This is a genomic window from Kitasatospora sp. NRRL B-11411, assembly GCF_000721345.1.
Lineage (GTDB): Bacteria > Actinomycetota > Actinomycetes > Streptomycetales > Streptomycetaceae > Kitasatospora > Kitasatospora cineracea.
The window spans coordinates 1-10,810 of the sequence record NZ_JOGH01000164.1 but is presented as its reverse complement, the minus strand read 5'-3'; the positions used below and the strand labels follow the sequence as shown (position 1 = coordinate 10,810).

The window sequence follows — 10,810 nt, the reverse complement described above, 5'->3', positions numbered from 1 at the left end:
CGTCGGGGGCGGGGGCGCGCCGCCGTTCCCGGTGCGGGGGGCGCTGGGCGGGGACGGGGTGGGCGGCCGCGGCCGCCTCCCGCCGGCCCGGCCGTCCGCCGGGGCCCTCCTGCGCGCCCGCTCCGTCCGCTCGGTCCTGGTCCTGCGTGCCCGGCTCGTCCCGCCACAGCGGTGCGTCGCCGCGCGTGCCCGTCGGCCTGCGCCCCGTCATCGACACCTCTCGTCCTCTGCCGCGCCGCGCCTGCGGCATCCGACCGTTCCGGGCTGACAGACGCGTGGCGGGGCCCGCCCGGTTCCTCTACACCGGTGTAGAGATTCGAGCGAAGCACACAAATCCGCTCCGGGTACGTAAGCTCGCCACAGATCGCCGCCCGACCTCGGGCGACATCTGGCAGAACGCGACAACCCGGCGCCAGGACACGGCCATCGGGCGCCCTCGGGCCCGGCGGCCGCGGCGGCGGGGTGCGACAGCAGCGGAAGAACGGAGTCACCGGTGGCGGAACGCGGCGCGAAGTGGCCGTGGGTGGCCGTGGCCCTGGCGGTGCTGGGGATCTGGCTCTACGAGCGCGGCGGCGACCGCGCCCCGGCGCCCGGCGCCGCCCCGGCCGCCAGTTCCGGCGCCGCCGCCCCGGCCGGCGCCTCGCCCGCCCCGTCGTCCGGCCCGGCCTCCGGCACCGCGCGGGCGCCGGGCGACTACGCGCCGCCGCGGTTCGCGCCCGAGGTGCAGAAGTACGCGGCCGAGGCCGGCGTGAACCCGCAGCTGGTGATGGCGATCCTGTTCAACGAGGCGTACAAGCCGCACGGGCCGGAGGTCGAGCGGGCCTGGCAGAAGATGAAGCCGGACGCCTCGTTCGGCGTCGCCAACATGCACCGGGCGGCCTACGACGAGACCCGCCAGGGCCGCCCGTTCGCCGACCGGCCCTGGGAGGACCTGCCGGACGACCCGGCGCTGGCCGTCCGCGCCGCCGCCTGGCACCTGCACGACCTGGGCGCCCAGCTGCCCGCGCACTGGTCCGGCCCGTACACCCGGGACGAGCTGATGGCGCTCGGCTACAACACCGGCGCCGGGAACATGCTCGCCTTCGCCCGCGGCGTCAACCCCGGCGCCGAGGCCCGCTCCTACCTCGACCGGCTGCACGACAACTGGTCCAAGTCCGCCGACGCCCTGGCCGCGCACTGACGCCCCGCCGGCCCGCCCTCGAAACGCCCTCGGCGCGCCCTCGGGTGCCCGCGGCCCGGGCGCGGGACCGGCGGAGGCACCCGGTATGCTGACGCTCCGTCAATTGCCGCCCACCGGAGGGTCACTGTGTCGGACGACCTGCTCATCGCCAAGCTCAGCCACGGCTTCGACCACCTCGACGCCGACGGGGACGGGCAGCTCACCGAACGCGACCACGTCCTGATGGGCCAGTCGGTGGCCCGCTCGCTGGGGCACCCGGCCGGGTCCGCGCAGGAGGAGCGGATCGTCGGGGCGTACGTGGCGATCTGGCGGGAGCTGCACCTGCCGCACCTGCCGGCCGGCGCGGTGGCGATGGGGCGGGCCGACTTCCTGGCCTCCACCGCCTCGCTGGCCGACGACCCGGCGGCCGCCGAGGCCACCGTCGGGGCACTGGGCCGGGCCTTCCTCGCGGTGGCGGACGCGGACGGCAACGGGCAGGTGGACGCCGACGAGTTCTTCGCCTTCCAGCGCGGCCACTTCCCGCAGCTGCGGCGCAGCGACGCCGACACCGCGTTCGCGCACCTGGACCGCGACGGGGACGGCGCGCTGTCCCCCGAGGAGTTCGTGGCCGCGATCATCGAGTACTGGACCAGCCGCGACCCGGACGCCCCGGGCAACTGGTGGACCGGCAGCCCGCAGGGCGACCCGGACCAGACCACGCTCTGACGCCCGCCCGGCCCCGCCGCGCGGTGGCGCCGCTCGCAGGACGCCCGGCAGGGCGGGCACAGGTGGCGCCGGCTGCCCGCTCCCCCCTCGGGAGCAGGTGGCGGCATCCTGACGCACCGTCACCACCTGCGGCAACGCGTTTGCACCGGACCCGCCGGGGCTGCCGGGTGGAACGGCTCCCGGCGGGCACACTGGCGGCATGACCGTTTTCCGCAGCACCCCTGGCCCGCCGCCGGACCACGACGAGGCGCACAACGGCGCGCTGGGCGGGCGGTTGAACTGGCTGCGGGCCGCCGTGCTCGGCGCGAACGACGGCGTGGTGTCCACGGCGGGCCTGGTGGTGGGCGTGGCGGGCGCGAAGGCCTCGTCCACCGAGCTGCTGACGGCGGGTCTGGCCGGGCTGCTGGCGGGATCGTTGTCGATGGCGGCGGGCGAGTACGTGTCGGTGAGCACCCAGCGGGACGCCGAGCAGGCGGCGCTGGCGCTGGAGCGGCGGGAGCTGCGCCTGACGCCGGAGGCGGAGCTGGTCGAGCTGGCGGGCCTGTACGAGGCGAAGGGCCTGGATCCGGAACTGGCCCACCGGGTGGCGGTGCAGCTGACCGCGCACGACGCGCTGGCCGCCCACGCGGAGACCGAACTGGGCATCGACCCGGACGAGTTGACCGATCCGTGGCACGCCGCGTGGGCGTCCTTCGCGGCGTTCACGGTGGGTGCCCTGCTGCCGCTGCTGGCGATCGTGCTGCCGCCCGCCTCGGTCCGGGTGTGGGTCACGGTGCTGGCGGTGCTGGCGGCGCTGGTGGTGACGGGCTGGGCGAGCGCCCGGCTGGGCGGCGCGGAGCCGCGCCGGGCGGTGCTGCGCAACGTGCTGGGCGGCGGCATCGCCATGGGCGTGACGTACGCGGTGGGCGTGCTGCTGGGGGCCTCGACGGGCTGAGCGCCGGGCCGCACCGAGCACTGCGCTGCGCCGGGCCGGGCGCAGCGGCGAGGGGCCCGTACCGGAGCGTGTCCGGTGCGGGCCCCTCGCCGCGCGTGCGGGTGGGGGACGGGTGGGTCAGTAGCGCAGGTCGGCGGCGATCCGGCCGGCGTCGGAGAGGGTGCCGTCGGGGACGAAGCTGACGGTGGCGCCGGTGTCGAGGGCGCGTTCGATGACCTCGTCGACGATGTCCTCGCGGGAGCCGGGCTGGCCCTCCTCGGCGGGGACCAGGTGGTCGCCGTCGTCGCGGGCGGTGGTGCGGAAGTTCTCCTCGACCACCAGCAGGGCGATCCGGCTCTCGGCGGCGTTCTGCCAGACCTCGTCGAGTCCGGCTGCGAAGGCCTGCCGGCCGCGGGCCTTGTCGAGGCGGGCGAGGGCCTCGGTGATCTCCTGGTCGGCGTGCGCGCGCAGGGCGGGCTCGACCACCTGGCGGACGGTCTCGGCGGTGCCCTGGGCGAGGCCGCCGTGCGGGATCTGCGAGGTGGTGGCCCTGGCGATCGGGCCGACGGCGTCGAGCAGGGCGAGCGCGGGGGCGTCGCCGACCACGTACAGCGGGCGGGGGTCGGCGGCGAGCACCTTGCCGACCGCGGTGTCGGCCTGCCGCAGGAAGGTCTTGGTCTCCTCGTCGCGGAAGGTGCTGGGGGTGTCGCCGATCCGTTCCTGGCGCTCGGGGTCGGGGTTGTCGTAGACCCGCACCAGCGGGAGGCCGTGGGCCTTCTCCTCGGTGACCCGTTCCTGGTTGCCGCCCCACAGGACCACCCGGTCGGCGGCGACCGCGAGCACCCAGTAGGGGCGTTCGGCGATCTGCGAGGCGACCAGGTTGCGGGTGAGGAAGGTGTCGGAGAGGACCACCCGGGCGGGGGCGGTGCGGCCGAGTGACCAGACCTGGTGCTCGCCGGGCGCGGCGAGGATCGCCAGGCCGTCCTCGGCGTGCACCAGGTCGACCTCGGCGAGGGCCTTGTCGAGCTGTTCCAGGACGTCGATCCGGTCGGCGCGGGAGACCTCGGGGTCGGCCTGGACCTTCTCCTTCGCCTCGGCCAGCAGGTTGCGCAGGCGGACCGGGTCCTGCGCGTTGTCCGGCTCGCGGCGGTGCGTGGGCATCAGGATGGACACCGCCGGGTAGGGGCGGGGCCGGCGCAGCTCGGCGAGGACGGCGGGGCTGAGGGCGGGGTGCATGGAGACCCTTTCCGAAGGCGGTTCGGCCTTCTGTGCGTGGACGCGCGAAGCCTGAGTTCTGCTCCCGAATGTCCCAAATGTACCCATTTGCCCATGCGGACGTCGAACCGCCGGTCCGCTCGCCGCCCCCTCCGCTCCCCCTTCCGGCCCCCTCCCGGCGCCCTCCCGGCGCCCTTCCGGCGTCCCTCCGGCCTCCTGACGCACCGTCTCCCCTTTTCACCGCCCCCGGCGGGCGGGGCGGCGCGCCAGTCGGTGGAGGGCGGTCGCGGCGGCCGCGCCGAGGGCGTAGCCGAGCAGGTCGACCGGGTCGAAGGTGGTACCGAGGACCAGCCGGGCGAGCCGGCTGTGCCGTCCGAGGCCTGCGGGCAGGCCGGTGAGCTGGAACAGTTCCACCGCCCAGCCGGCGGCGAGCGCGGCGGCGCCGGCGGTCCACGGGCCGAGGCGGGGCGCGGCGGCCGACAGCAGGGTGTACAGCAGTGCGGTGTACAGCGCCCCGCCGAGCAGCGAGGCCGCGCCGGCCGGCACCAGCCCGGGGGCCACCAGGCCGAGCGCCAGCACCGCGCCCGCCGCGGCCGTCCAGCCGGCCCGGGCCCGCCACTCCCCCGGGCGGCGCCCGCCGCCCCGCGGCCCGGGCCCGGTCGCGGCCTTCCGATGCCCCGTCACGTCCCGTCCGGCGCCCGCCCCTGGTCCGTCCGGGCGGGGGTGTGGCGGGTGCGACGGGCGCGGCGAGTGCGACGGGTGCGGGCGGTGCGGCGGGTGCCGGTCGGTGCGGGGCATCCGGACAGCCCACCAGACGGGGTGGGCGCGGGTGCCGCCGGGGTCGGTCCTACGGTGGGGGCATGCGGACCATCGAGTTGACCTGCGATCCGGCGTTCGACCGGGCGGTGCGGACGGTGTGGCGGCAGTTGGCCGACGGCGGGGTGGACTCGCTCGCGGACAACCCGCACCCGGCGCACCGTCCGCACCTGACCCTGGCGGCGTGCGGGGAGATCGCCCCGGAGCGGCTCGCGGAGATCGGCGAACTTCTGGACGGTGCGCTGCCGTTGGAGGTCCGGCTGTCCGGCCTGCTGTCGTTCAGTGCGCGCAGCCGCCGCCGAGTGCTGGCCTGGGGCGTGGTCCCGGGCCCGGCGCTGATCGACCTGCACCGCGAGGTGTGGCGGCTGCTGGCGGACGCCCCCGAGCCCAACCCGCTCTACCTGCCCGGCCGTTGGATGCCGCACCTGGGCCTGACCCGCCGGGTGGAGCCGGACGGCCTGGCCCTGGCGCACCGGCTGCTGGGCCGCCACCCGGATTTGACGGGGGTCTTCGACGGGGCCCGCACCTTCGACTCCGAGAGCCAGCTGACCGCCCCGCTGCCGACCCCAGAAAAGAACTGACGCAGCGTCAATCTCCTTCCCCGGCAACCACCTTGGGGTCAGGCGGCGAGGGGCGCCAGGGAGGTGAAGAACTCCCGGACGTCGCGGGCGAACAGGTCGGGCACCTCCATCGCGGCGAAGTGGCCGCCGCGGTCGAACTCCGACCAGTGGCGGACGTCGTAGCGCCGTTCGACCAGCGGGCGGACCGCCAGGGTGATGTCGTGCGCGAAGACCGCGACGCCGAGCGGGGCCGGGCAGGGGGTGCCGCCGCGCGGGGTCTCGCGGGTGAGGCGGGCGGAGGAGGCGGCGGTGGCGGTGAGCCAGTACAGCGAGACGTCGGTGAGCAGCCGTTCGTCGTCGACGGGGGTGGCGGGGTCGGTCCAGTGGGCGAACCGTTCGGCGATCCAGGCGAGTTGGCCGACCGGGGAGTCGGTGAGCGCGTAGCCGAGGGTCTGCGGGGTGGTGGCCTGCAGGGCCTGGTACGGGGGCCGGGCGGCCTGGAGGGCGCGGACCGTGTCGAGCCGGGCCTCGTCGGCGGCGGACAGCGGGCCGGCCTCCGGGTCGGGCGGCAGCGGCTGGTAGGTGACGTGCACGCCGACCACCCGGTCGGGGGCGTGCGCGCCGAGGGCGGTGGAGATGCCGGCGCCGAAGTCGCCGCCCTGGGCGCCGTAGTGCCGGTAGCCGAGGCGGTCCATCAGTTCGGCCCAGGCGCGGGCGACCCGGGCCACGTCCCAGCCGCGGTCGCGGGTGGGGCCGGAGAAGCCGAAGCCGGGGATGGACGGGACGACCAGGTGGAAGTCGCGGCGCAGCGGTTCGAGGACGTCCAGGAACTCGAGGAAGGAGCCGGGCCAGCCGTGGGTGAGGATCAGCGGGAGGGCGTCGGGGCGGTCGGCGCGCAGGTGCAGGAAGTGGATCCGCTGGCCGTCGATCTCGGTGGTGTACTGCGGGAGTTCGTTGATCCGGGCTTCGTGGGCGCGCCAGTCGTAGCGGGTGCGCCAGTGGTCGGCGAGCTGCCGGAGGCGGGCCAGCGGGAAGCCGTAGTCCCAGCCGGCGTCGTCGATCTCGTTGGGCCAGCGGGTGCGGGCGAGGCGGTCGGCGAGGTCGTCGAGGTCGGCCTGCGGGACGTGGATGCGGTAGGGCTCGATCATCGGGTTCCCCCTCGGGTGCGATGGGCGGCAGGTTCGTTAGTGAAATAAACGTTCGTCGCACTAACGAAGGTAGACTGTTAGTGGCACTAACGCAACAGTGGAGGACCCGCCCATGAGCCCCGCCCCCGAGGACGCCACGCCCGAGCGGCTGCGCGCCATCCCCAGCCGGCTGCTGGCCGGGGCCGCCGCGGCCGCCGACCGGCTGGTGGCCGAGCGGCTGGCCGCCGCGGGCGCCCGCAAGTGGCACTTCGCGGTGCTGGTCGCGCTGGCCGAGACCGGACCCGCCAGCCAGGCCGAGCTCAGCCGCCGCACCGGCATCTACCGCAGCGACATGGTCGCCGTGCTGAACGAGCTCGCCGACGCCGGCTTCCTGGTCCGCGACCCCGACCCGGTCGACCGCCGCCGCAACGTCATCACCCTCACCCCCGCCGGGCGCACCCGGCTGCACCGCCTGGACGCCCTGGTGGCCGCCGCCCAGCAGGACCTGCTCGCCCCGCTCGCCCCCGCCGAGCGGGCCGAACTCACCCGCCTGCTGGCCCTGTTGAACGACCGCCACCGCCCCCCGCACGGGGACGGGAACGCCTGACGGGCCGCCGGTTCCCCGGCGGCCCGTCGGGCGGCGCTCACCAGTCCGAGTTGCTCGCGCCCAGGCCCAGCACCACCTGGTCGAAGCCGTTGCCGTCGCTGTCGTCGGTGTAGGACACCGCCAGGCCGCCGAACGGGGAGGAGGCGACGGCGAGTTGCTCCTGGCGGCCGGTGGCGGTCCGGCTGACCGACTGGACGGGCAGCCGGCCGGTGGAGCCGCCGTCGGGGTTGAGGCCCCGGGCCCGGACCGCCGGGTCGGTGCCGGAGACGCTCCAGCCGACCACGGCCGCCCGCTGGTCGTCGATGCCGACGGTGGGGCTGCCGGCCCCCGGGCCGTCGGAGACCTCGACCTCGGCCGAGCCGGGGGTGCCGGTCGCGGTGAACGAGCGGGCCCAGACGCCGCGGGTGCCGGTGTGGTCGGACTCCCAGGCCACCGCGAAGTCGCCGTTGAAGTCGGCGGCCACGGCCGGGTGCTGCTGCTGGCCGGCGCTGATGCTGTTGGCGCTGCGGCGGGTGAGGGTGACGGCCCCGTTCGCCTTGGCCAGCTCGACCAGGCCGATCTGGTCGTAGCCGTTGCCGTCGGTGTCCTCGTCCCAGACCACGACCGCGTCGCCGGAGGCGGAGGTGGCGACGTCGGGGTTGTGGTGGGCGCCGCCGGTCGCGTTGACCGTCACCTCGTACGCCTTGGTGGCCGTCCCGGTGAACCCGGCGGCCTTCACGGTGGCCGCCGCGCCGCTCTGGACGTCCTCCCAGACCACGGTGAAGGCGACGGCGGTGGTGCTGCCGGGCGCGCCGTCCGGGTCGACGGCGACGCGCGGGTGGGTCTGCTGGCCGTCGGCGTTCGCGTTGGCGCGGCCGGAGCCGAGCAGGGCGCCGGTCGGGGAGAGCACCCGGTAGGCGATGTTGTCGTAGCCGTTGCCGTCCGGGTCCTCCGCCCACACCACCACCGCGTTGCCCCGGTCGTCGAGGCCGACGTCGGGCTGCAGGTGCCGCCAGGCGGTGCCCGCGGTGCCGCCCGCGGAGAGCTTCTGCTCGTAGACCGGGGTGCCGTTGCGGAACGTCCGCACCCACACGTCGCTGTGCGCGTCGTCGCCGGGGTCGGTGGTGTCGCGGTCGTCCTCCCAGACCACCGCGGTGTCGCCGAGGCGGTCGACCGCGATCGCGGAGGTGTCCTGGTCGCCGGTGGCGGTGCTGTTCGCGGCCGTCCAGGAGGTGGGGCCGGCCGCCGAGGCGGGGGCGGCCAGCGCGAGCAGGGCGGCGCAGGCGGCGGCGCACGCGCCGAGTACGGAGAGCTTACGCATCGGCCAACCCCGGCTGTCCGTCGTGGAGGTGGAAGGTGCGGGCGGTGGTGGCCGCCGCGCCGTGTTCGGTCACCGTCGCCACCGAGCGGAAGTCGGCGGTGATCTGCGCCGGTGTGATCCGGGTGCGGACGTAGCCGCGCCGGTCGGAGTAGAAGCGCAGGTGCGGGTTGAGCGCGCCGTTGGGGACGGTGGTGGTGGCGCTGCCGTTGCCGCCGCTGGTGATGGAGGTGCAGACCAGTTCGGAGCCGATCGTCGCCGAGGACGGGTTCGCGTAGTCGGCCTTCAGGTCGTTGCCCCAGGAGGCGTGCACGTCGCCGGTCAGTACCACCGGGTTGCGCACCGCCCGGTCGATGATGCCCTGCTGGATCCGGGCCCGGCTGGCCCGGTAGCCGTCCCAGGCGTCCATGTTCATCGCGCCGGCCGCGTTCACGTTGCGGGCGAAGAACACCTGCTGGCCGATCAGGTCCCAGGTGGCGAGGCGCTGGCCGAGCCCGTCGAGCAGCCACGCCTCCTGGGCGGCGCCGGTGATCGAACGGGACGCCAGGTCGGCGTCGGCGCAGACCTTGCTGCCGTCGCCGCACGCCTGGTCGTCGCGGAACTGGCGGGTGTCGAGCAGGTGGAAGGTGGCCAGGGTGCCCCAGCGGACCCGGCGGTAGAGCTGGATGCTGTTGCCGTTGGGCGTGGCGGCGGCGCGCAGCGGCATGTTCTCGAAGTACGCCTGGTAGGCGGCGGTGCGGCGGGCCGTCCACTGGGCGGCCGTCAGGACGGGGCTGCTGTCGGCGCGGACCATGTTCGCGTAGTTGTTCTCCACCTCGTGGTCGTCCGGGACGACCAGCCAGGGCGCGATCGCGTGCGCGGCCTGCAGGTCCGGATCGGTGCGGTAGAGGGCGTAGCGGCGGCGGTAGTCGGCCAGCGAGACGATCTCGCTGCCGAGGTGCTGGCGGACGCCGTTGGTGGTGGCGCCGCCCTCGTAGATGTAGTCGCCCAGGTGCAGGATCACGTCGGGGCGGTCGTCGGCCATCCGGCGGTAGGCGGTGTAGTAGCCGCTCTCGTAGTGGGCGCAGGAGGCGAAGGCCATCGTGAAGTCGCGCCCGACGGTGGTCGGGGAGGGCGCGGTGCGGGTGCGGCCCACCGGGGAGATGAAGCCCTGGGCGCGGAAGCGGTAGTAGTACTCGGCGTCCGGGGCGAGGCCGCCGGCCAGCACGTGCACCGCGTGGGCCTGGGCGTAGCGGGCGGTGGCCGTGCCGGAGGCGACCGGGGTGGCGAAGTCCTCGCTGGCCGACACCTGCCAGTCGACGGCGACGTCGGCGTCGGGCATGCCGCCCTGGCCGTCGGCGTTGGTCGGGGCGGGGGCCAGCCGGGTCCAGAGCACCACGCTGCTGTCGTCCGGTTCCCCGGAGGCGACGCCGAGCGTGAAGGGGAAGGGGGTGGCGGCGGCGGCCGACGGCTGGGCCGGCGCCCCGAGCGGGAGCGCGACGGCGCCTGCGGTGGTGAGCCCGCCGAGGAGGAAGATGCGGCGACTGAGGTTGCTCATGGCCGCCCATGCTGGCGGGCCCGGGTGAACTCCGGCCGCTACCACGGAGGCCGCCAAGTGACGTGGCAGCGGCGGGAGTTGACGGTCAGTACCGGTGCACCGGGCAGGCGGCGTGCCGGTACGGGGCCTTCGGGCCCCGGACCGGGCTCAGTTCGGCCTCCCAGTCGCCGGAGATCACGCCGCGGTGCAGCACGAACAACTGGTTGGCGCGGCGGCGCAGTTGGGCACGGTACTGCCGGACGGTCTGCTCGCCGTTGACGGCGAGTTCGGTGACGAACTCCTCCAGCAGGCAGGTGGGGCAGGCCCCGGAGGGGTGGTGGCGGTCGCGGGGGACGCCGGCCTCCTCCAGGCCCCAGACCGTGATGGTGCCGTCCGGGCCGACGCCGGTCATCAGGGCCGGCGGGGAGCCGTCGGCGGTGCAGACCTCCAGCAGCCGGGCCCGGAACGCGGCCGGGTCGACCGTGGCCTGCGGCCGGTTCGCCGCCCTGACGGCGAGCACCAGCAGGTGGGCCAGCAGGGCGGCGACGGCCGTCACGCAGCCCGCGGCCAGCAGCCAGCCGGGGCCGCCGCCGAGGCCCAGGCCGATGGCCAGGGCCGACCAGAACGCCGCGGCGGCGTAGTCCCCGCTGCGAGCCCCCACCCGCGCCAGGATCCGCGCCACGGACCACCCGGCCAGCACCGGCAGCGCCACCATGCCCGCGGTCTGCCACCCGCTCATGCCGACCCCCTGACTCCCCTCCGCTGAGGATGTCCGCCCGGAGGGGCGTCCAACCTCGGCACCGGGCAAAGACGGGGCGGTCCGCTCGGCGGGGGGGTGTGCGGGGGGTGCTTTCCGGAGGGGTCAGCGGGGGTC

11 protein-coding genes and 1 pseudogene are annotated in these 10,810 nt (G+C 75.7%); 5 read left to right on the top strand and 7 right to left on the bottom strand.

Features of this window, described 5'->3' with window-relative positions:
• Positions 1-211 (bottom strand): annotated as a pseudogene (locus IH44_RS48860) (hypothetical protein); the annotation flags it as partial.
• Between the two features lie 282 nt (positions 212-493).
• Here IH44_RS48860 and IH44_RS0136705 point away from each other — a divergent pair.
• The 3 genes from IH44_RS0136705 (at position 494) to IH44_RS0136695 (ending at position 2,819) form a co-directional block, all read left to right on the top strand.
• On the top strand, positions 494-1,180 hold the full coding sequence (locus IH44_RS0136705) for a lytic transglycosylase domain-containing protein (protein WP_030464174.1): 687 nt from the start codon (positions 494-496) through the stop codon (positions 1,178-1,180).
• Positions 1,181-1,306: 126 nt separating this feature from the next.
• Entirely contained in the window at positions 1,307-1,885 is a 579-nt protein-coding gene (locus IH44_RS0136700; RefSeq protein WP_030464173.1) for an EF-hand domain-containing protein, read from the top strand.
• Positions 1,886-2,084: 199 nt separating this feature from the next.
• Positions 2,085-2,819, top strand: a complete 735-nt coding sequence (locus IH44_RS0136695; RefSeq protein WP_030464172.1) for a VIT family protein — start codon at positions 2,085-2,087, stop codon at positions 2,817-2,819.
• Positions 2,820-2,936: 117 nt separating this feature from the next.
• On the opposite strand, the gene IH44_RS0136690 is transcribed toward IH44_RS0136695, so the two are convergent.
• Positions 2,937-4,034, bottom strand: coding sequence for a hypothetical protein (locus IH44_RS0136690; protein ID WP_030464171.1), 1,098 nt, complete (start codon positions 4,032-4,034; stop codon positions 2,937-2,939).
• Between the two features lie 216 nt (positions 4,035-4,250).
• The gene (locus tag IH44_RS0136685; protein ID WP_157852589.1) at positions 4,251-4,697 is read right to left on the bottom strand and encodes a DUF2809 domain-containing protein; all 447 of its coding nucleotides are present in this window, start codon (positions 4,695-4,697) and stop codon (positions 4,251-4,253) included.
• A 176-nt stretch (positions 4,698-4,873) separates the two neighbouring features.
• Between IH44_RS0136685 and IH44_RS0136680 the strand changes: the two genes are divergently transcribed.
• Complete coding sequence (locus IH44_RS0136680) at positions 4,874-5,410, top strand: 2'-5' RNA ligase family protein (protein WP_030464169.1); 537 nt, start codon at positions 4,874-4,876, stop codon at positions 5,408-5,410.
• A gap of 38 nt (positions 5,411-5,448) precedes the next feature.
• Here IH44_RS0136680 and IH44_RS0136675 read toward each other — a convergent pair whose 3' ends face one another.
• The gene (locus IH44_RS0136675) at positions 5,449-6,537 is read right to left on the bottom strand and encodes an epoxide hydrolase family protein (protein WP_030464168.1); all 1,089 of its coding nucleotides are present in this window, start codon (positions 6,535-6,537) and stop codon (positions 5,449-5,451) included.
• Positions 6,538-6,649: 112 nt separating this feature from the next.
• Between IH44_RS0136675 and IH44_RS0136670 the strand changes: the two genes are divergently transcribed.
• Positions 6,650-7,123 (top strand): MarR family winged helix-turn-helix transcriptional regulator, encoded by a 474-nt coding sequence (locus tag IH44_RS0136670; RefSeq protein ID WP_035957445.1) that lies wholly within the window; start codon positions 6,650-6,652, stop codon positions 7,121-7,123.
• A 37-nt stretch (positions 7,124-7,160) separates the two neighbouring features.
• Here the strand turns inward: IH44_RS0136670 and IH44_RS0136665 are convergent, their stop codons facing one another.
• The 3 genes from IH44_RS0136665 to IH44_RS0136655 all read right to left on the bottom strand — a co-directional run bounded on the left by IH44_RS0136665 (position 7,161) and on the right by IH44_RS0136655 (position 10,675).
• Positions 7,161-8,423, bottom strand: a complete 1,263-nt coding sequence (locus IH44_RS0136665) for a hypothetical protein (protein ID WP_030464166.1) — start codon at positions 8,421-8,423, stop codon at positions 7,161-7,163.
• A complete protein-coding gene (locus IH44_RS0136660) occupies positions 8,416-9,957 on the bottom strand; it encodes an alkaline phosphatase (protein ID WP_030464165.1) in 1,542 nt (513 codons plus the stop codon). Before IH44_RS0136660 ends, IH44_RS0136665 begins: the two co-directional genes overlap by 8 nt.
• Positions 9,958-10,042: 85 nt before the next feature.
• Entirely contained in the window at positions 10,043-10,675 is a 633-nt protein-coding gene (locus IH44_RS0136655) for a hypothetical protein (protein ID WP_030464164.1), read from the bottom strand.
• Between the last annotated feature and the right edge of the window lie 135 nt (positions 10,676-10,810).

Excerpts from the sequence above, each read along its gene's own strand:
- IH44_RS0136655 (WP_030464164.1), bottom strand. The coding sequence starts at position 10,675 with ATGAGCGGGTGGCAGACCGCGGGCATGGTGGCGCTGCCGGTGCTGGCC.
- IH44_RS0136670 (WP_035957445.1), top strand. The coding sequence starts at position 6,650 with ATGAGCCCCGCCCCCGAGGACGCCACGCCCGAGCGGCTGCGCGCCATC.
- IH44_RS0136675 (WP_030464168.1), bottom strand. The coding sequence starts at position 6,537 with ATGATCGAGCCCTACCGCATCCACGTCCCGCAGGCCGACCTCGACGAC.
- IH44_RS0136665 (WP_030464166.1), bottom strand. The coding sequence starts at position 8,423 with ATGCGTAAGCTCTCCGTACTCGGCGCGTGCGCCGCCGCCTGCGCCGCC.
- IH44_RS0136680 (WP_030464169.1), top strand. The coding sequence starts at position 4,874 with ATGCGGACCATCGAGTTGACCTGCGATCCGGCGTTCGACCGGGCGGTG.
- IH44_RS0136690 (WP_030464171.1), bottom strand. The coding sequence starts at position 4,034 with ATGCACCCCGCCCTCAGCCCCGCCGTCCTCGCCGAGCTGCGCCGGCCC.
- IH44_RS0136660 (WP_030464165.1), bottom strand. The coding sequence starts at position 9,957 with ATGAGCAACCTCAGTCGCCGCATCTTCCTCCTCGGCGGGCTCACCACC.
- IH44_RS0136695 (WP_030464172.1), top strand. The coding sequence starts at position 2,085 with ATGACCGTTTTCCGCAGCACCCCTGGCCCGCCGCCGGACCACGACGAG.